Raw genomic sequence first — 17279 nt, 5'->3', positions numbered from 1 at the left:
CTCTAGAGGTTGCCGGTGCTGATGAGGAGCATCCGGCGCAGGGGCTCAGCGGCTCCCCACAACAGCTGATCTCCCACGGTGAAGGCACTGAGGTACTGCGGCCCCATTTCCATCTTCCGGAGTCGGCCCACGGGCACCATCAGTGACCCGGTCGCCGCGACGGGGGTGAGGTGGGACAGTGTCGCCTCTTTGGTGTTGGGGATGACAGTGGCCCACTCGTTGTCCTGGTCGATCAACTGCTCAATCTCGGCGAGCGGGATATCCTCGGTAAGTTTCAGGGTCAGCGCCTGGGAGTGGGAGCGCATGGCGCCCACCCTGACGCAGAGGCCGTCAAACGGGATCAGTGCACCCTCGGCCACATCGGTGCCAAGGATCTTGTTGGTTTCAGCTCCGGCCTTCCACTCCTCGCGGGACATGCCGTTGCCCAGATCGGCGTCAATCCAGGGCAGCACCGAACCGGCCAGCGGTACCCCGAACTGCGAGGCATCCATCTCCGGGTTGCGTTGCTGGGCAAGGACCGCCTGGTCGATGGCCAGGATGGCTGATGCGGGGTCCTCAAGGTTCGCGGCCACCGAGCCGTGGATGGCACCGAACTGGTTCAGCAACTCGCGCATGTGGCGGGCACCGCCCCCGGAGGCCGCCTGGTAGGTCATCGAGGTTCCCCACTCGACCAGGCCATTGCGGAACAGCCCGCCGAGGCCCATCAGCATGCAGGAGACGGTGCAGTTACCGCCAATGAAATCCCGTACCCCGCGGGAGAGTCCCGCGTCGATGACGTCACGGTTGACCGGATCGAGCACGATGATCGAGCTGGACTCCATCCGCAGGGTCGACGCTGCGTCGATCCACAGGCCATCCCAGCCGCTGTCGCGCAGCTTCGGGTAGATCGCGGAGGTGTAGTCGCCGCCCTGCGCGGTGACGATGGTGGAGAGCTTCGCCAGCGCGTCGACGTCGTACGCGTCCTGCAGGGCGGGGGCCCCCTCAGCGAACGAGGGTGCGGCGCCTCCCGCGTTGGAGGTGGAGAAGAACACGGGGTTGATCAGGCCGAAATCGCCCTCGTCCTGCATGCGCTGCATCAGGACCGATCCCACCATGCCGCGCCAGCCCACAAAACCGACGCTGGGCAGGGACGATGAACTGTTTACTGCTGTAGTCATGCTGCAAGTCTAGGCGAGCCGGTCCGCGAGCTCCGATTGGGTTACGAAGTGCTGATGTCGGGGCTGCTAGTCGCGGCCCTTGGTCCAGAGGCTGATCCGGTAGCGCGTGCCGTTGGCGCCGGAGAGCCACCCCTGCTGCGGGGTCACCCCGTCGAGCTGCCAGTCCGGGCCGAGCGTGGGGGCGAAGGTGTCACCCTTGGTGGTCGATTCGATGACTGTGACTACCGCGGCCTGGGCAACCGGCAGCGCTGCCTCATAGATTTGCCCGCCGCCGATGACCCAGATCTGTTCCGCACCCGGACTGCGCCGGGCTTCCTCGAAGGCGTCGTCCAGGGAGTCGACGACGACGGCGCCCGTCAGCTCGCCTGCCTCGAGTCCGTGCTTGCTCACCACAATGTTGGTCCGGTCCGGCAACGGTCGGTACTTGGCCGGGAACGACTGCCAGGTATGCCGGCCCATGATCACCGGGTGACCCAGGGTGGTCCGCTTGAAGTGTTCCATGTCCTCGGGGAGGCGCCAGGGCATGCCGCCATCCTTCCCGATCACCCCGTTCTCGGTCTGGGCCCAGATCATGCCGATGAATGGCTCCCGGCCGATGGCGTCGATGATGCCGCGGTTCGGGGAGCTCATACGGCGATCGGTGCCTTGATAGTGGGATGGTGTTGGTAGTTCACCACGTCAAAGTCCTCCAGCGTGTAGTCGAAAATGCTCTCGGGTTTACGGTTGATCAGCAATTGCGGGCTCGGGTAGGGCTCCCGGGTCAGTTGTTCGTTCACCTGCTCGACATGATTGTCGTAGATGTGCACGTCCCCGCCGGTCCAGATAAGTTCCCCCGGCTTCAGGCCCACCTGCTGGGCGACCATCAGGGTCAGCAGCGCGTAGGAAGCGATATTGAACGGGACGCCGAGGAAGGTGTCGGCCGAGCGCTGGTACAGCTGGCAGGAGAGTTTGCCGTCCGCCACGTAGAACTGGAAGAACGCGTGGCACGGTGGCAGCGCCATGTTGTGCAGTTCCGAGACGTTCCAGGCCGAGACCAGGTGGCGCCGCGAATCGGGGTTGTCCTTGAGGTCCTGCACCACCTGGGCGATCTGGTCGATGTGCCCGCCGTCCGGTGTGGGCCAGGAGCGCCACTGGACGCCGTAGACCGGACCAAGCTCGCCGTCGTCGCCGGCCCACTCGTTCCAGATCTTCACCCCACGCTCCTGCAGCCAGGACACGTTGGAGTCACCGCGGAGGAACCAGAGCAGCTCCAGGGCCACCGATTTGAAGTGCACGCGTTTCGTGGTGACCAGGGGGAAAGATTCGGCGAGGTCAAAGCGAAGCTGGCGTCCGAATACGCTGCGCGTTCCGGTGCCGGTGCGGTCGGTTTTGACCGCGCCGTTGGCCATCACATCGCGCAGCAGATCCTCGTACGGTGTGGGGATGGGTTCTGAACTCACGCCTACCACTCTAGTGGTTGACGGCTTTTCGGCCATCTGGTCGGCGCGCCGCCATTCCTACCGAGGGGATGCCTGATGGGCGCGGACAAGGTCCAGGAGGCGCTCATCCGCCGAGAAGTGACATTGGGTGGCTTCGCCGGGCGGTGAGTCGCCCGATCTAACCCTTCGGCGGTGGGGTGTGGCGTGGAGCTGACGTCCCGCGGGGCTAGTCGTCGTAGGCCCTGAACTGTTCAACGGCGACGATTCGTCCGGGGACCTTGGTGCTGACATGACTGATGAGCACCTCGCCGGGGGCCAGGAAGGGGTCATCGGTCGGGAGGGCCGCAGCCAGATCCTTTGACATGTGACGCCTGAGCACGCCGAAGACCAGCGGGAGGACTGGGCGGTGGGTACAAAGCGCCACCGGGCGGCGCTTGTCGAAAAGCTTTTCGACGGTGGAGGTGGCCTTGTCCGGTTTGCGGCCTGCGTTACGCTCAGTGATCGAATCCGCGAGCTTGAGCTTGATGTCCTTTGACTTCAGATACGGCGCGACGGTCTGGATGCACCGCTCCCACGGGCTGCTCACCACCCAGGACGGATGCCAGGCTTCGAGCAGACGGCTCACCGCCACCGCCTGCCGGCGGCCGGTTGCGGCCAGGGGGCGTTCACCCTCGGCCCGGGTCCAGGAGGATCGTGGCTTCGCCTTGGCGTGGCGGACGACGATCAGGGGCCAGGTGGCCAGCTGCTCGGCCTTGTACGCCGCTATCAGTGATTCGAGGGGTTCGCGGTCGGTGGGGTTGGTCAGCAGCTCGGACGCGCGGGCCGGGGTGACCCAGAGAAACTTGTCCACTTCCTTTCCATCCGGCCGCACCACCATGCGCTCGGTGCGCGCCGCCCAGTAGTGCACCAGCTTCATGCCCGATCCGACAGGGTAGAGGGTGGAGGCGAGGGGGATACCCAGTGAAACCTTGAGGCCCACCTCCTCCTCGACCTCCCTGACGGCGCACTCAGGCGTGGTTTCGCCCGGATCGAGCTTCCCCTTGGGCCAGGACCAGTCAGTGTACCGGGGGCGATGGATCAGGAGGACCTCAAGCTGGCCCTGCTCCTTCCGCCAGCAGATGGCACCCGCGGCAACAACCGCGGGTTCCGTGTCCTGGGGTGCGATGGTCACCACCTCGTCGGTCGACGCCATCAGTGGCGAACCGCTGACCGGTTGCGCGCGCGGGACGCCAGTAGGTAGCTCTGGACGTCGCTCAGGGGAGCGCCCTCGGCATCCTTGTGATGCCGGGTCCACCGGCCCTCGCGATCCAGGTGCCAGCTAGCGGTGCCCTCGTCCATGTAGCGGTCGAGCAGTGACATGAGGTAGCCAATGTCCTCCGGTGCGCTCAACTGGACCAGGGTTTCCACCCGGCGGTCAAGGTTACGGTGCATCATGTCGGCCGAGCCGATGAAAACCGCGGGGTCCCCGCCATTGGCGAAGGCAAAGACTCGTGAGTGTTCGAGGAAGCGGCCCAATACCGACCGGACGGTGATGTTCTCACTGAGTCCAGGCACGCCGGGTCTGACCGAGCAGATTCCCCTGACGATCACGTCCACCTTCACACCGGCCTGGGATGCCCGGTAGAGGGCATCGATGACGGCTTCGTCGACGATCGAGTTGACCTTCACCACCACTCGGGCCGCCAGGCCAGCTTTCTGGTTGGCGATCTCCCGTTCAATCCGGTCGATCAGACCGGACCGCACCGACCGCGGGGCAACCAGCAGGCGCTTGAACGTGGACTTCGGTGCGTACCCGGACAGCTGATTGAACAGCCGGGACAGGTCCTGGCCAACCTGCTCGTTGGCGGTCAGCAACCCGAAATCCTCGTAGTAGCGGGCCGTGCGCGGGTGGTAGTTCCCGGTGCCGATATGGCAGTACCTGCGGAGGCCATCGATTTCCTGCCGGACCACGAGGGACAGCTTGCAGTGGGTCTTCAGTCCCACGATGCCGTAAACCACGTGAACTCCGGCCTGCTCCAGCTTGCGTGCCCAGGAGATGTTGGCCTGCTCGTCGAAGCGGGCCTTGATCTCCACGAGCGCCAGAACCTGCTTGCCGGACTCGGCGGCGTCGATCAGTGCATCAACGATCGGTGAATCACCGGACGTCCGGTACAGCGTCTGCTTGATTGCCTGTACCTTCGGGTCCGCGGCCGCCTGCTCAAGGAATGCCTGGACCGAGGTGGAGAACGAGTCGTACGGGTGGTGCAGCAGGATGTCGCGGCGCCGCATGGCAGCGAAAACGTTGGCGGCCTTCGACGTTTCGCTTTCCTTCAGGTCCCGGTTGGTGTGCGGGACGTGCTTCGGGTAGCGGAGTTCGCCACGGTCGATGCTGCCGATTACGCTGAGGCCCCGCAGGTCGAGGGGAGCGGGCAGCCCGTAGACCTCGTCCTCCTCCACTCCGAGTTCACGGGACAGCAGGGCGCGGATGCTGGGGTTGATGTCGGTGGTGACTTCCAGGCGGACCGGCGGGCCAAACCGTCGCCGCAGCAGCTCCTTCTCCAGAGCCTGCAGGAGGTTCTCGGCGTCGTCCTCCTCCACCTCCAGGTCCTCGTTTCGGGTCACCCGGAAGGTGTGGTGCTCAAGTACTTCCATTCCCGGGAACAGCTGGTCCAGGTGCACCGCGATGACCTCTTCCAGCGGGATGAACCGGGCAGTCCGGCCCGTGACGTTTCCCGCGCGGGGCCCATCCACGGAGATCAGGCGGGGGAGCTGGTCGGGGACCTTGACGCGGGCGAAGAGCTCCTTCTCACTGACCGGATTACGGACGACGACGGCGAGGTTCAGGGACAGCCCCGAGATGTAGGGGAAGGGGTGCGCGGGATCAACCGCCAGCGGGGTCAGGATGGGGAAAACCTTCTCCGCGAACAGGGTCGTCAGTTCGGCGCGGGCGGTGTCGTCGAGTTCATCCCAGGTGGTCAGGTGAATGTTCTCTTCGGCGAGCGCGGGCCGAATGTTCTCGGCGAAGACCGCTGCATGGCGCTGCTGCAGCTTGTAGCCGTCGGCCATGATCTGTTCAAGCTGCTCAATGGGGCTCAGCCCTGCAGCGGACGGGACGGCGAGACCGGTCGCGATGCGACGCTTCAGCCCGGCGACCCGCACCATGAAGAACTCGTCCAGGTTGGATGCGAAAATGGACAGGAAGCTGACCCGTTCCAGCAGGTACAGGTCGGGGTCCTCGGCCAGTTCCAGCACGCGGGCATTGAAGTCGAGCCAGCTCGATTCGCGGTCCAAGAACCGGTCAGGGGTGATGGCGCCCGAGGGAAGCAGGCTGGGTGCAAATTCCGGGATATCGATGCGGTCCTGGGTGGCACGCGCTGGTGCCACCTCGGATGAACCGTACCGTGCCGGAACGCGTGCTGCGATTTCGGATTCCATGGTGTCTCCTGACGGCGGGTGGGTTGCCGTTATTCACCCCGGAAAGAGCGGGTGTCACGGCATCACGATCCACCTTACAAGCTTGCCCCGGCAACCCGCGGCGCGTACATGACGTCAACGTCCCACCGGGTGAAGCCCAGCTTGCGGTAGAGCGCCACTGCGGCCGTGTTGTCGGCATCGACGTACAGCATGATTGCCTGAAGTCCCTGCGCATGGAGGTGTTCGATACCGGCGATGGTCAGCGCCTTCCCCAGCCCCATGCCCTGGGCCTCAGGGGTTACTCCGACCACATAGACCTCGCCCATCGCGGGGTGGCTCCCTGACCGGGGATGCACCTTGGTCCAGTGGAACCCGAGCAGCTGGCCGTCGGACTCCCGGACGGCGAGCAGGAACCCTGCGGGGTCGAACCAGTCCTCGGCCATCCTGGCCTGCAGGTCCTCCAGCGTGGTGGCTCCCTGCTCGGCGTGGTCCACGAACGCTGCCCGGTTGGCGGCGAGCCAGGCCTGTTCGTCGACGCCCGGCTGGAAGGCACGCAGCACGACGCCGTCGGGCAGGGTGACCTGGTCGGCCGCCGGAGCCAGGACCGAGGCCTCCAGCGCGGCGCGGGTCTGACGCATCCGCCACAGTTCCCGTACCGGTTCGAAGCCGTTCTTCGCGGCCAGGCTGACGGCTGCCGCGTGGTTGCCGTGGGACCAGGCTCGGAGCGTTGGAAGGTTGTGGGCAGTGACGGCGTCGGCCAGTGCGGTCCCGACGCCCTGGCTGCGGTAGGTGGGTCGGACCACCAGTTCGAGGACCCCGGGATCGGATTGGCCCGCAGCTTCGTCGCGCGGCAGACTGACCACCGCCACCCCCGCGAGTTCCTCGGCGTCGACTGACGCGCCGGCCGGGTCGCCGGAGGACACGGCTGCGGAATCGGCGTCGACGGCGTAGGTAGCGAAGACCAGCAGCGAGTCGGGGTGAGCGTCAGCAGTCCGGAGATTGACCAGGGTCTGCTCAGACAGGGGTGGGTTCCCGTCGGCCTCGGCGGCCGCTGCCGCCAGCCCGAGGATGTCCTGCAGGAGCCGGGGCTCGGGGGCACCCTTGATACGGAGGATGGGCCAGGTGGGAACGTGGGCTGTGGTCATGGTGCCAGCCTAACCCTCCGGACAGGTCGAACGGGAGAAGATTCCGACGGGCCGTTTTGGCACTCTCCAGTGGGTGGGGTAGTGTGAGGGATCGTTCAGGGGGGATGCACCAGTGGGGTGCCCGCGATACGTTCGACCCGTATGTCCTCCACGAGTAACACCCGAGAAGTCCCGACGCCACAACAGTGGTGGAGGGACTTTTCCGGTTAACCGCCGAATGGTCAGCCGGCAGGGTTACGCGTCAACCGCCGGGCGGTCCTCAGTGGCCCGGTTCAGCGTGAACCGGTAGCCCACATTGCGGACTGTCCCGATCAGCTGTTCATGGTCGGCGCCCAGCTTTGCCCGCAGGCGACGGACATGCACATCCACGGTCCGGGTTCCGCCGTAGTAGTCATAGCCCCAGACCTCGTGCAGCAGCTGGTCCCGGGTGAACACCCTGCCCGGGTGCTGTGCCAGGTACTTCAGCAGCTCGAATTCCTTGTAGGTGAGGTTCAGCGGTTCCCCGCCGACACGTGCCGTATAGCTAGTCTCGTCGATCACCACGCCCGACGCGCGGATCTCGTTGCTGGTTTCCGTTTCAGCGGCACTGGACCTCGCGATGACCAAACGCAGCCGCGCCTCAACCTCTGCGGGGCCCGCCGAGTCGAGGACGACGTCGTCCGCCAGCCAGTTGGCAGCCACTGCAGCCATGCCGCCCTCAGTGAGAACGAGCATGAGGGGGGCGCTCAGGCCGGTGGCCTTGAGCAGCTGGGTGAGAGACCGGGCGCCGACCATGTCCTTGCGCGCATCCACCATCACCACGTCGCAGGGTTCCGTCTCGAGCAGCGCCGTCGGCTCGGCGGGCAGGATATGGACCTTGTGGTTCAGCAATTCGAGCGCGGGAAGGACACCCACCGACGAACCGGGGCTGTTGGTCAACATCAGGATGTGCGGCATGTGTCCTCCATAAATTTGGACGCGCATCATCGGGCGGCTGGGTCAGGCTCCCGGGGCAGGTCAGAGGCCATATGATCCCGTCCGGAGCCCTTGCAGGTTTGATCCAGTATACCGGGTGTGATGCGTCGCACCCGGGAGACCAAGTTTTCACATGCCGAAGCGGTAGGGCAGTATTGCTGGGGTGAGAGTAAGGATTGTGGCCGTCGCGGCGGCAGCAGCCGTCAGCTCAGTAGTGGCCGCTTCCTACCTCTCCGTGGCCGCCGTCGGTGCCGTCACAGCAGTCCTGATCCTGGTGGCCGCTATCGGCTGGCCCCATCTGCTCGGTGTCCCAGCGAAAAAGAGCCAAACCACGGTGATCGCCCTCAGCGGCCTGGCCGCGACAGGTGCAGCGCTCACTGCGACCGACACAGATTTCATGAGGTGGATGCCGGTCGCCACCGCCCTCGGTCTGGGCGCGGTGTTCCTCATCCAGCTGTTCCGGGGCACCGGCCAGAGTCATCGGCTGGAGTCGACCCTCGGGGCGGGGGTGGGTGTGCTGCTGGCCTGTCTCGCATCCGGCTGGGTGGCGGCGGAACGGCTGGCCATCAACGCAGGAAACACCTCGATGATGCTGGTCACCGGAATCAGCGTCCTGATCGCTCTGGGGGTGTCCCTGCTGCCCTGGCCCGACCGGTTCGTCGCACCGCTGGGAATCGCGCTCGCGGCCACTGCCGGACCCCTGGGCGCCATCATCCTGACCGACGTTCCGGGGCTGGCGGCAGGCTTTATCGGCGCTGCCAGTGGCGCGGTGGTGGTTGCCGCACGGAGGCTGTACCTGACTCGGGACGCACCCCTGAACGTCCCCGCCGCCCTATCCGTCGGGGCCGCTCCCATTCTCGTGATCGGCTCGCTCACCTACTTTCTGGGCAAACTGTTCACCAGTTAGCAAGCCGGGTTCGCCGTGGCGGGGTTCTTCAGCCACTGGGACGTCGCGTTAGGATGGATGCATGTCGATTCTTGCGCTTGAAATCTTCTTCATTGGACTGCTCGTGCTCGCTTCACTGGCGATGGCCGGAGTAGCGGCGCTGGTGATTACCCGCCTGTACAAGGGCCAGCGGTAAGGCCGCCCCTCAGCATGTCTTTCGAAATACCCACCGACCTCACGCCCGAGTTGGTACCCCTGTCCTGGCTGATCGGTGCCTGGGAGGGTTCCGGCCGTCTCGGCGAGGGGTCGGCTGAGTCTGAACACTTCGTTCAGAAAGTCACCTTCAGCCAGAACGGGCTGCCCTACCTGCAGTACACGGCAGAGAGCTGGCTCACCGACGAGCAGGGCACCCGGTTGCGTCCCCTCTCGGTGGAGACCGGGTTCTGGGCGCTGGACCGCAAACTCAACGATGCCGACGGCGGCCCAGGTCTTGAACCGGCGGACATCGTGCCGGCGCTGAAAAGTGCCGACGAGGTGGAACAACTCCGCAACGCCGAGGACGGGTTCGATATCACCGCCACGATCGTGCATCCCGGGGGGATCGCCGAACTGTACTACGGGGTCATCAAGGGGCCGCAGATACAGCTCAGCACCGACCTGGTGATGCGCGGTCAGAACTCGAAGGAGTACACCGCTGCCACGAGGCTGTACGGCCTGGTGGACGGCGACCTCTACTGGCGCTGGGACGTCGCCGCCGACGGCCGGTCGCTTCAGGCCCACGCGTCAGCGATTCTCAAGAAAGTATCCTGACTCACCAGGTTTGTTTACAGGGTCAAGGAATACGCCCAACCTCAGGAAGCGTTGACACCACCATGACCTATCTCAGCCCGCTGCTGTCCCTGCCCGGCGCCGTCGCCTCGGGTGCACCCGATCTGGGTACCGCCTCGCACTACGGCGACCCCTTCAAGGAACAGCGCGCCCTCGCGCGCGGAACCGCCGTCGTCGACCTGTCCCACCGGGGCGTGGTTACCGTCACTGGGCCCGACCGGTTGAGCTGGCTGAACACCCTTTCCTCCCAGCTGCTTCTCGGCCTGCAGCCCGGCAGCAGCTCGGAAACCCTGCTGCTGACCGTGCAGGGCAGGATCGAATACAACGCCCGGGTGGTCGACGACGGAACCACCACCTGGCTGATCGTTGAGGGGTCTGAAGCCGAGGGCCTGGCAGCCTGGCTGGACCGGATGAAGTTCATGCTCCGCGTGGAGATCGCCGATGTCTCCGATGCGTGGGCGGCCCTCGGATCGGTCAAGCCCATCGAGTCCCTCGCCGACCGCACTGTGTGGGTTGATCCATGGCCGCGGGTCACCGAGGGCGGCTACGCCTACTCGGTGGTGACCGAGGACGACCACCCCGGGCTGGAGCGCCCCTGGTTCGAGTATCTGGTCCCGCAGGCCGATCTCACCACCATCGTCGCTGGCCTGGCGGAGCACGGGCTCAGCCTCGCTGGCGCAATGGCCTCCGAAGCGCTGCGGGTCGCCGCCTGGCGCCCGCGTTCCGGCGCTGAGACGGACGAAAAGACCATTCCGCACGAACTGGACCTCATCCGTACCGCAGTCCACCTGTCCAAGGGCTGCTATAAAGGCCAGGAAACCGTGGCACGGGTCCATAACCTGGGCCATCCACCACGCCGCCTCGTCTTCCTGCAGCTCGACGGAAGCCAGCACACCCTGCCCGCAGTGGGAAGTGCCGTCGTCGCCGGGGGTCGGACCGTCGGTACCGTGACGTCCGTTGCGCAGCACTACGAAATGGGCGCAGTGGCGCTGGCCATCATCAAACGCTCCGTCGACCCACTGGGTGAGCTGGTGGTGCAGGACGGCGACGAGACGTACGCCGCAGCCCAGGAGATCATTGTGGCGCCCGATGCTGGCCAGGTGGTGGGACGCGCCACCGGCTTCCTGAAAGGACGCAGGTAACCATGACTGACACCACCAACGACAACACGGGAACCACTCCCGGGAACGACGCCGGGCAGGCGGGCGCGGAGCAGGCGGTTGCGCTCGCGCACCAGCTGTTCGACGCCGCGCGAACCGGAGACGGCACCACCCTGACCCGCTACCTCGACGCGGGAGTCCCAGCCACGCTGACCAACAGCGGCGGCGACAGCCTGCTGATGCTCGCCGCCTACCATGGGCACGCAGGCATCGTCGCTGACCTCGCGGCACGCGGTGTCGACGTCAACGCGGTCAATGACAAGGGCCAGACACCGCTGGCTGGGGTCGCGTTCAAGGGCTACGCGGAGGTGGCCGAGGTGCTGATCAGGGCCGGAGCAGATCCGGATCAGGGCCGACCCACCGCGCGGCAAACAGCCCAGATGTTCAAGCGCCAGGACATGCTCGAGCTGTTCGGCGCAGCCTAGCCTCCACCGGCCGGCGGCTATTTCGGGAGCAGAACGCTGGTCTGGCTTCCGCTTTCAACGAAGCCGGCGCTGAGGGCCGTCCTGATGGATGCTGTGTTGTCGGTTCGTGCACGCCACTGGGGAATCAGTCCCGCCGCCATCGCCTCCTCGATCGCCACCTTCGCAACGTACGCGGCGTGTCCCTGGCCGCGGCGGTCGGGCGCCGTCAGGACGCCCATGTGGGCGAGGATGCCACTCCAGATGTCGTACCCGGCCCCCGCGAGGGGTACCGGGGGATCCTGGGCGTCGTTGACCAGGATGGAACGGTGTTCCAGGGCACTGAGCCCCACCTCCAATGTGTCGTCAGGCGGGCACAGCCGTTCCAGTGCGACGGCGAACCCCAGCTCGTCGCTGACTGCGACGTCGTCGCGGGGATCGAGGGCGGGCAGACTGTCACAAAAGTACAGGGAGGCCTCGCCGAGTCCACGACCACCGCGTTCCCGGGTGAGCTTCAGGAGGGTGGAGTGCCGGGCGAGGTCGTCGCCATCGAACCCGTCCGCGGCGTCAAGTGCCCAGCCGGGACCCACCAGGGCTTCCTCACCGAACAGCCGCACAAAGGTGAGCACTTCGGCGTCGTCGTCGCGGTGGTAAATCCGTTCCCCGGCGGCACCAGCGAATGCAGTGTCGTCGAGCCGTAGAAGCCGGGACCACCCGAGCTGAATGATTGAGACTGTGCCGGGATCAAGTTCCATCTAGGCAACGTTAGCCGAAGAGGATGGCTGCCTCGTCGTAGCGGTGCTGGGGGACCACCTTGAGGTTGCCGAGGGCGGCTTCGAAGCCGACCCGGGCAATCTCGGTGCCCTTAAGGGACACCATGGTGCCCCACGCTTCATCCACCACCGAGTCGACGGCCGCCATACCCAGCCGCGTCGCGAGCACCCGGTCAAAGGCGGAGGGCACACCGCCGCGCTGGATATGGCCCAATACCGTGGCACGGGTTTCGATGCCGGTGCTGGACTCGATCTCCGGGGCCAACTGGTCCGCGATACCGCCCAAGCGGGGGCGGCCGAACGTGTCGAGGCCGCGTTCGGAATGCGCCTGGTCCAGATGGGCCGGAACGAAACCCTCGGCGACCACCACCAGCGGGGCGCGCCCGCGGGCGTTGGCTTCGGTAACCCACTCGGAGATCTGTTCCAGGCTGGTCTGCTGCTCGGGAATGAGGATGGCGTGGGCGCCCGAGGCCATCCCGGCGTGGAGTGCGATCCAGCCCACATGGCGGCCCATCACCTCGGCGACCATGCACCGGCTGTGCGATTCGCCTGTCGTGCGGAGCCTGTCGATGGCCTCGGTGGCGATCTGCACGGCGGTGTCGAAACCGAAGGTGTAGTCGGTGGCGTCGAGGTCGTTATCGACGGTCTTGGGCACGCCGACGATATTCAGTCCGGCATCGGTGAGCCGTTTCGCGGCGGCTAGCGTTCCCTCGCCACCGATGACGATCATCGCGTCAATGCCCAGCCGGTTCAGGGTCGCCTTGATGGCATCGGGCCCGCCGTTGCCCTCGAAAGGGTTGGTGCGGGAGGTCCCAAGGATGGTGCCGCCCTGCTTGGAAATACCACGGACGGCACTTCGGGGGAGGTCGATGATGTCGCCCTCGACGACGCCGCGCCACCCGTCCCGGAAGCCAACGAACTCCAAATCGTGGGTTTTGATGCCGTTGAGGACCGCTCCACGGATCACGGCGTTGAGCCCAGGGCAGTCGCCGCCGCTGGTGAGGATTCCGATTTTCATGTGGAGCTGAGTCCTTGCATTGTGGGGAGTAGGTAGGTCAGAGCGCCCCATTGAGCCCAGCTATGATTCTAAACACACTTTGCGCGGGGATCTCCTATCCTCAGTGACGGCTGGGGCCAGACAGGTCCCCCCGCTCCATGGCCACCACCACCGCCCGGGTCCGATCGTCGACGTCGAGCTTCGCGAAGATCCGCAGCAGGTGGGTCTTCACAGTGGTCTCGGCGATGTAGAGCTTGGCGGCGATATCCGGGTTACTCAGGCCCTCGGCTACGCATTGCAGCACCTCGCGTTCCCGGGGCGACAGGGCCGGCGCTTCGGGTGCCCTGATGCGTGAGACCAGTTTCGCTGCGATGGGTGGCGCCAGCACTGTCTCGCCGCGGGCCGCCGCGAACACGGCACTGATGATCGTGTCTCCGGGAGTGTCCTTGAGCAGGTAGCCCACCGCCCCGGCCTCGACCGCCCGCACAATGTCGGAATCGCCGTCGTAGGTGGTCAGCACCAGGACCTTCGTCCCGGGCTGCGTCGCCAGGATCCGTGCGGTGGCGTTGGCCCCATCCACCAGGGGCATCCGCAGGTCCATCAGCACGACGTCGGGCGCTGTGGCGGCCGCGGCTGCCACCGCCTCCTCACCGTTGGCCGCCTCGGCGGCCACCACAATCCGTGGATCAGTGGAAAGCAGGTTGATCAGCCCGGCGCGTACCACCGGGTGGTCGTCGACGACCAACAGCCGCACCGTATCCGCGTTCCAGGGACCGTTCCCCGCGGAGAGTCCGGTCATCGGGCCTCCACCCGAGCTTCTGCCTCACGGGTATCGACTGGCGTGGGCTTGATCTGCCCTGTCACTGGCACGACCATCTCAAGCGTGGTTCCGGTGCCCACCACAGAGCGAATGGTGAGCGCTCCGCCGATCTCGCCGAGTCGCGCGCTGATGGACTGCAGCCCATAGCCGGAGGTGTCCAGTCCGGGGTCGAAGCCCACCCCGTCATCGGAGACTCTCAGGTGGAGTTCGGTCCCGGTGTGGTCCAGCGTGAGATATGTCCGGGAGGCGTCGGCGTGTTTGCGGATGTTGGTGAGCCCTTCCTGGGCGGAGCGGAGCAAGGCGATCTGCTGGTTGGAGGTGAGGCTGGGCAGCCGCTCGGGCAGGGCGCAGGAGGTATCGCTGCCCGCCTGGGTGGCCGCGGCGGCGAGCCGTTCCAGGGCGCCCAGCAGGTCACCGCCCTGCAGCTGTGAGGGGCCGGTTGAAGCGATCAGGGCGCGGGCTTCCTGCAGATTGTCCCGGGCGGTGGCGTTGATCGTTTCCAGCCGGGTGGTCAGGTCCTGCTGAGCGGCATTGCCCGGTCCAGCCGTCCGCAGCTGTGCCAGTGCGGCTTCCGACAGCATGACCACGGAGGTGAAGCCCTGCGCAAGAGTGTCGTGGATCTCCCGGGACATCCGTTCGCGCTCCGCCATGGCTCCCTGCCGCTGGTCGGCCAGCTGGAGTTCCGCCCTGGCGGCGTCGAGGTCGGCGAGTAGCTGGGCACGGTCCTCGCTCTGGTCGATGATCTTGTAGATCCACAGCCCCAGCATGGTCGAGGCCAGGAAGGACAGCACAGCCTGCAGCCCGATGCCCACTAGGTCTTCGGTGGCTCCACTGAATCGGGAAAGCTGCCCGATGGCTACTGCGACACAGATCGCCGCGGTACCGATCAGTCCTGAGCGTGCTGTGGAGGAGAACATCCAGATCTGGGGGAATGCCACGAAAAGGAGGACAGCTCCCGAGCCCGGCAGGAAGGCGAGGAAACCGACCACCAGGATCAGCAGCACCACGTAGGCCACGGGGCGCCACGTACCCAGATAGCGCTGGCGGGTGAGGAAGGGATAGGCGATGGCCAGCACCGCCAGGACGCTGAGGGTCAACGTCTTGGTGGCGGGGTTTGGCTCTCCGTTCAGAATCACCAGGACCACCACAACTATCGCTGTGTAGAACCCGATGTGCCACCATTTCATCCCGTGGATCCACACCGAGTTCTCGGGCAGGAGCCGCGTGGCCCGGTCGGTGTTCGTACTCATGCCATCACCCTACGTCTACCGCCGTCAGCGAGGGGAGTGCTTTCCCGCTTCAGCGTCCCTACTTCTGGGGTGGCCATTTGAAGGTCAACCGCGTCAGGATCAGGCCGGCAACCAGCCAGATCGCGATGACCACTGCCGACATTCCCAGTGCCCAGGTTTGACCTGGCTCGGCCATTTCGAACTGTTCGGGCAGGAACACACTCCGCATGCCGCTGGCGGTCCAACGCAGGGGGGTCACGTTGGCGACCGACTGCAGCCATTCGGGCAGACCGGTGAACTGGAAGTAGACGCCTGAGATGAAGGAGAGGATGAGCACCGGCAGGACGGCCAGCGTCGTCGCGCTTTCAGTCGATTTCGCGAGGCAGGCGAACGCGGTCCCGACCACTGCCCAAGCCGCCGTCGCACCCAGCAACAGCCAGGTGATGGTGAGCCAGTCGCCCCAGGAGGTGGGAAGGTCGACGCCGAGGAACAGGGAGCTACCCACCATCAGGATGGTGGTCTGTCCGACGATCAGGTACAGGGTGACGCCCATTTTGCCGATGAAGTAGGACAGCATGGGCAGTGGCGTACCGGCGAGCCGTTTGATGCCGCCATTGAACCGGTCCGCAGCGACGTAGCCGCTGAGGTTCTGGAAACCGCTCAGGATGGTGCCGAGGGCCACCATGCCCGGGAAGTAGTACTGGGCCATGGTGACCTGGGCGCCCGGCGGTCCGACCGACGGGTCGCTGCCGAACACCGTACCGAACAGGGCCATCATCACGATGGGGAAGAACAGGATGAGGATCAGGGAGAGCCCGTCCCGGTTGAACGCCTTGATCTCGGTAACAGCCCTGCGGACGCCCAGGGCGAGAGTGCTCGGGCGCCAGGCGGCGTTCTGGGCTGGACCGGTCCGCGGATCGGTGTCGAGGGTGGTCATGCTTGGGCTCCTTCATGGGCTGCGACCGTGTCGGTCGCGGGGTTGACTGTCGTGCCGGCGTCGTGCCGACTCAGGAGTTCAAGGTAGACGTCCTCGAGGCTCGGCCGGATGACCTCCAGATCGGTCGGCTCATGGGTGCCGCCGTCGGTGAGCCTGTGGACGAGCGCGCCGGGGGAGGTTGTGGCTTCCTCGTGCCGACCGGTGTCGTCGGTCCATCGCACGCGGGGAATCCTCAGATCGGGCCCGCCGACGGTATCGGCGGTGCCGGAGGCAATGAGTTTCCCGGATGCGATGATGCCGAGACGGTCCGACAGGTGCTGTGCCTCGTCCAGATAGTGGGTGGTGAGCACAATGGTGGTGCCGTCTTTCCCGAGGCCGCGGATCAGGTCCCAGAACCGGCGTCGGGCGGCCGGGTCGAAGCCCGTGGTGGGCTCGTCCAGGAAGAGGAGTTCCGGGTTGCCGATCATTCCCAGCGCAACGTCGACCCGCCGCCGCTGCCCGCCCGATAGCGATTTGATGAGCGATCCTGCCTTCTCCTCCACCCCCACGGCACTCATGACCTCCTCGACGCTGCGCGGGTTGGGATAGAAGGCTGCAGCGTCCTTGAGGGCCTCGGATACCTTGAGGGTGCCCATGTCGGTGGCCTCCTGCAGCACGATGCCGATGCGGGACCGGAAGTGGGCTGGCGCCTTGTACGGGTTCTGTCCCAGGACGGTGACGGTGCCCGAACTCGGTTTCCGGTGCCCCTCCAGAATCTCGATGGTGGTGCTTTTCCCGGCGCCGTTGGGACCCAGCAGTGCGTAGGTTTCACCGGTGCGGATGGTCAGGGACAGGTGGTCGACGGCGAGGAGGTCGCCCTTCTTCGGCTGCCGGTAGGACTTCGTCAGGGAGTCGACGACGACGGCGTCCGACTGCGCCGGATCGTCGGTGGAACCGGGTACTGCTGTGCGGTGGGTCTCAGCAAGGTGTCTCATGACTACAGCGTGCCACTCGCCGGTCGCCCCGGAGAAGGTCCGGCAGACTGAGTTGGCTTGTCCTCCTTCAGCAGGACACTGCCCGTTTAACCAGTGCCGCCCCCACCGAAGAATGACTCGGCGGAGGCGGGCGGTGGAACTGCCGGTGTGGGCTAGGTTGTGTCTGTTAATTGTGGATTCGGTGGAATGTGACCATTGCGGTGAGTA

17 protein-coding genes are annotated in these 17279 nt (G+C 65.8%); 4 read left to right on the top strand and 13 right to left on the bottom strand.

What is annotated here, in order from left to right:
* Positions 1-2: 2 nt before the first annotated feature.
* The 7 genes from asd to HMI57_RS17645 form a co-directional block, all read right to left on the bottom strand.
* Complete coding sequence (asd, locus tag HMI57_RS17675; RefSeq protein ID WP_171587311.1) at positions 3-1157, bottom strand: aspartate-semialdehyde dehydrogenase; 1155 nt, start codon at positions 1155-1157, stop codon at positions 3-5.
* Positions 1158-1223: 66 nt separating this feature from the next.
* Positions 1224-1787: a dihydrofolate reductase gene (locus HMI57_RS17670; RefSeq protein ID WP_171587310.1), complete on the bottom strand. Its 564-nt coding sequence runs from the start codon at positions 1785-1787 to the stop codon at positions 1224-1226.
* Positions 1784-2632, bottom strand: coding sequence for a thymidylate synthase (locus HMI57_RS17665; protein WP_171587309.1), 849 nt, complete (start codon positions 2630-2632; stop codon positions 1784-1786). Before HMI57_RS17665 ends, HMI57_RS17670 begins: the two co-directional genes overlap by 4 nt.
* 169 nt (positions 2633-2801) lie before the next feature.
* The gene (locus HMI57_RS17660) at positions 2802-3767 is read right to left on the bottom strand and encodes an NUDIX hydrolase (protein WP_171587308.1); all 966 of its coding nucleotides are present in this window, start codon (positions 3765-3767) and stop codon (positions 2802-2804) included.
* Positions 3767-5989, bottom strand: a complete 2223-nt coding sequence (locus HMI57_RS17655) for an RNA degradosome polyphosphate kinase (protein ID WP_171587307.1) — start codon at positions 5987-5989, stop codon at positions 3767-3769. The genes HMI57_RS17660 and HMI57_RS17655 overlap by 1 nt, the downstream gene beginning before the upstream one ends.
* 74 nt (positions 5990-6063) lie before the next feature.
* On the bottom strand, positions 6064-7113 hold the full coding sequence (gene mshD / locus HMI57_RS17650; RefSeq protein WP_171587306.1) for a mycothiol synthase: 1050 nt from the start codon (positions 7111-7113) through the stop codon (positions 6064-6066).
* A gap of 234 nt (positions 7114-7347) precedes the next feature.
* On the bottom strand, positions 7348-8049 hold the full coding sequence (locus tag HMI57_RS17645; RefSeq protein WP_171587305.1) for a response regulator transcription factor: 702 nt from the start codon (positions 8047-8049) through the stop codon (positions 7348-7350).
* A gap of 181 nt (positions 8050-8230) precedes the next feature.
* Between HMI57_RS17645 and HMI57_RS17640 the strand changes: the two genes are divergently transcribed.
* The 4 genes from HMI57_RS17640 (at position 8231) to HMI57_RS17625 (ending at position 11366) form a co-directional block, all read left to right on the top strand.
* Entirely contained in the window at positions 8231-8974 is a 744-nt protein-coding gene (locus HMI57_RS17640; RefSeq protein ID WP_346655269.1) for a hypothetical protein, read from the top strand.
* 189 nt (positions 8975-9163) lie between these two features.
* Positions 9164-9763 (top strand): FABP family protein, encoded by a 600-nt coding sequence (locus HMI57_RS17635; protein ID WP_171587304.1) that lies wholly within the window; start codon positions 9164-9166, stop codon positions 9761-9763.
* Positions 9764-9825: 62 nt separating this feature from the next.
* Complete coding sequence (locus HMI57_RS17630; protein WP_171587303.1) at positions 9826-10923, top strand: folate-binding protein YgfZ; 1098 nt, start codon at positions 9826-9828, stop codon at positions 10921-10923.
* A 2-nt stretch (positions 10924-10925) separates the two neighbouring features.
* Entirely contained in the window at positions 10926-11366 is a 441-nt protein-coding gene (locus HMI57_RS17625) for an ankyrin repeat domain-containing protein (RefSeq protein ID WP_171587302.1), read from the top strand.
* Positions 11367-11383: 17 nt separating this feature from the next.
* Here HMI57_RS17625 and HMI57_RS17620 read toward each other — a convergent pair whose 3' ends face one another.
* The 6 genes from HMI57_RS17620 to HMI57_RS17595 all read right to left on the bottom strand — a co-directional run bounded on the left by HMI57_RS17620 (position 11384) and on the right by HMI57_RS17595 (position 17072).
* Positions 11384-12097, bottom strand: coding sequence for a GNAT family N-acetyltransferase (locus HMI57_RS17620; RefSeq protein ID WP_171587301.1), 714 nt, complete (start codon positions 12095-12097; stop codon positions 11384-11386).
* Between the two features lie 10 nt (positions 12098-12107).
* The gene (locus HMI57_RS17615; RefSeq protein WP_171587300.1) at positions 12108-13133 is read right to left on the bottom strand and encodes a 6-phosphofructokinase; all 1026 of its coding nucleotides are present in this window, start codon (positions 13131-13133) and stop codon (positions 12108-12110) included.
* A gap of 100 nt (positions 13134-13233) precedes the next feature.
* A complete protein-coding gene (locus HMI57_RS17610) occupies positions 13234-13911 on the bottom strand; it encodes a response regulator transcription factor (RefSeq protein ID WP_171587299.1) in 678 nt (225 codons plus the stop codon).
* Entirely contained in the window at positions 13908-15182 is a 1275-nt protein-coding gene (locus tag HMI57_RS17605) for a sensor histidine kinase (protein ID WP_171587298.1), read from the bottom strand. Before HMI57_RS17605 ends, HMI57_RS17610 begins: the two co-directional genes overlap by 4 nt.
* 58 nt (positions 15183-15240) lie before the next feature.
* Positions 15241-16098, bottom strand: coding sequence for an ABC transporter permease (locus HMI57_RS17600; RefSeq protein ID WP_171587297.1), 858 nt, complete (start codon positions 16096-16098; stop codon positions 15241-15243).
* A complete protein-coding gene (locus tag HMI57_RS17595; RefSeq protein ID WP_171587296.1) occupies positions 16095-17072 on the bottom strand; it encodes an ABC transporter ATP-binding protein in 978 nt (325 codons plus the stop codon). Before HMI57_RS17595 ends, HMI57_RS17600 begins: the two co-directional genes overlap by 4 nt.
* Between the last annotated feature and the right edge of the window lie 207 nt (positions 17073-17279).

The organism is Arthrobacter sp. 260 (assembly GCF_013116745.1).
GTDB lineage: Bacteria > Actinomycetota > Actinomycetes > Actinomycetales > Micrococcaceae > Arthrobacter_D.
The sequence above is the reverse complement of the archived record's forward strand: the minus strand, read 5'-3'. Positions and strand labels throughout refer to the sequence as shown.

Bases quoted from the DNA above. Each gene is read 5' to 3' on its own strand.
- mshD (WP_171587306.1), bottom strand. From the start codon at position 7,113: ATGACCACAGCCCACGTTCCCACCTGGCCCATCCTCCGTATCAAGGGT.
- HMI57_RS17615 (WP_171587300.1), bottom strand. From the start codon at position 13,133: ATGAAAATCGGAATCCTCACCAGCGGCGGCGACTGCCCTGGGCTCAAC.
- HMI57_RS17655 (WP_171587307.1), bottom strand. From the start codon at position 5,989: ATGGAATCCGAAATCGCAGCACGCGTTCCGGCACGGTACGGTTCATCC.
- HMI57_RS17630 (WP_171587303.1), top strand. From the start codon at position 9,826: ATGACCTATCTCAGCCCGCTGCTGTCCCTGCCCGGCGCCGTCGCCTCG.
- HMI57_RS17610 (WP_171587299.1), bottom strand. From the start codon at position 13,911: ATGACCGGACTCTCCGCGGGGAACGGTCCCTGGAACGCGGATACGGTG.
- HMI57_RS17600 (WP_171587297.1), bottom strand. From the start codon at position 16,098: ATGACCACCCTCGACACCGATCCGCGGACCGGTCCAGCCCAGAACGCC.
- HMI57_RS17595 (WP_171587296.1), bottom strand. From the start codon at position 17,072: ATGAGACACCTTGCTGAGACCCACCGCACAGCAGTACCCGGTTCCACC.
- HMI57_RS17670 (WP_171587310.1), bottom strand. From the start codon at position 1,787: ATGAGCTCCCCGAACCGCGGCATCATCGACGCCATCGGCCGGGAGCCA.
- HMI57_RS17660 (WP_171587308.1), bottom strand. From the start codon at position 3,767: ATGGCGTCGACCGACGAGGTGGTGACCATCGCACCCCAGGACACGGAA.
- HMI57_RS17645 (WP_171587305.1), bottom strand. From the start codon at position 8,049: ATGCCGCACATCCTGATGTTGACCAACAGCCCCGGTTCGTCGGTGGGT.
- HMI57_RS17605 (WP_171587298.1), bottom strand. From the start codon at position 15,182: ATGAGTACGAACACCGACCGGGCCACGCGGCTCCTGCCCGAGAACTCG.
- HMI57_RS17620 (WP_171587301.1), bottom strand. From the start codon at position 12,097: ATGGAACTTGATCCCGGCACAGTCTCAATCATTCAGCTCGGGTGGTCC.
- HMI57_RS17665 (WP_171587309.1), bottom strand. From the start codon at position 2,632: ATGGCCGAAAAGCCGTCAACCACTAGAGTGGTAGGCGTGAGTTCAGAA.
- asd (WP_171587311.1), bottom strand. From the start codon at position 1,157: ATGACTACAGCAGTAAACAGTTCATCGTCCCTGCCCAGCGTCGGTTTT.
- HMI57_RS17635 (WP_171587304.1), top strand. From the start codon at position 9,164: ATGTCTTTCGAAATACCCACCGACCTCACGCCCGAGTTGGTACCCCTG.
- HMI57_RS17625 (WP_171587302.1), top strand. From the start codon at position 10,926: ATGACTGACACCACCAACGACAACACGGGAACCACTCCCGGGAACGAC.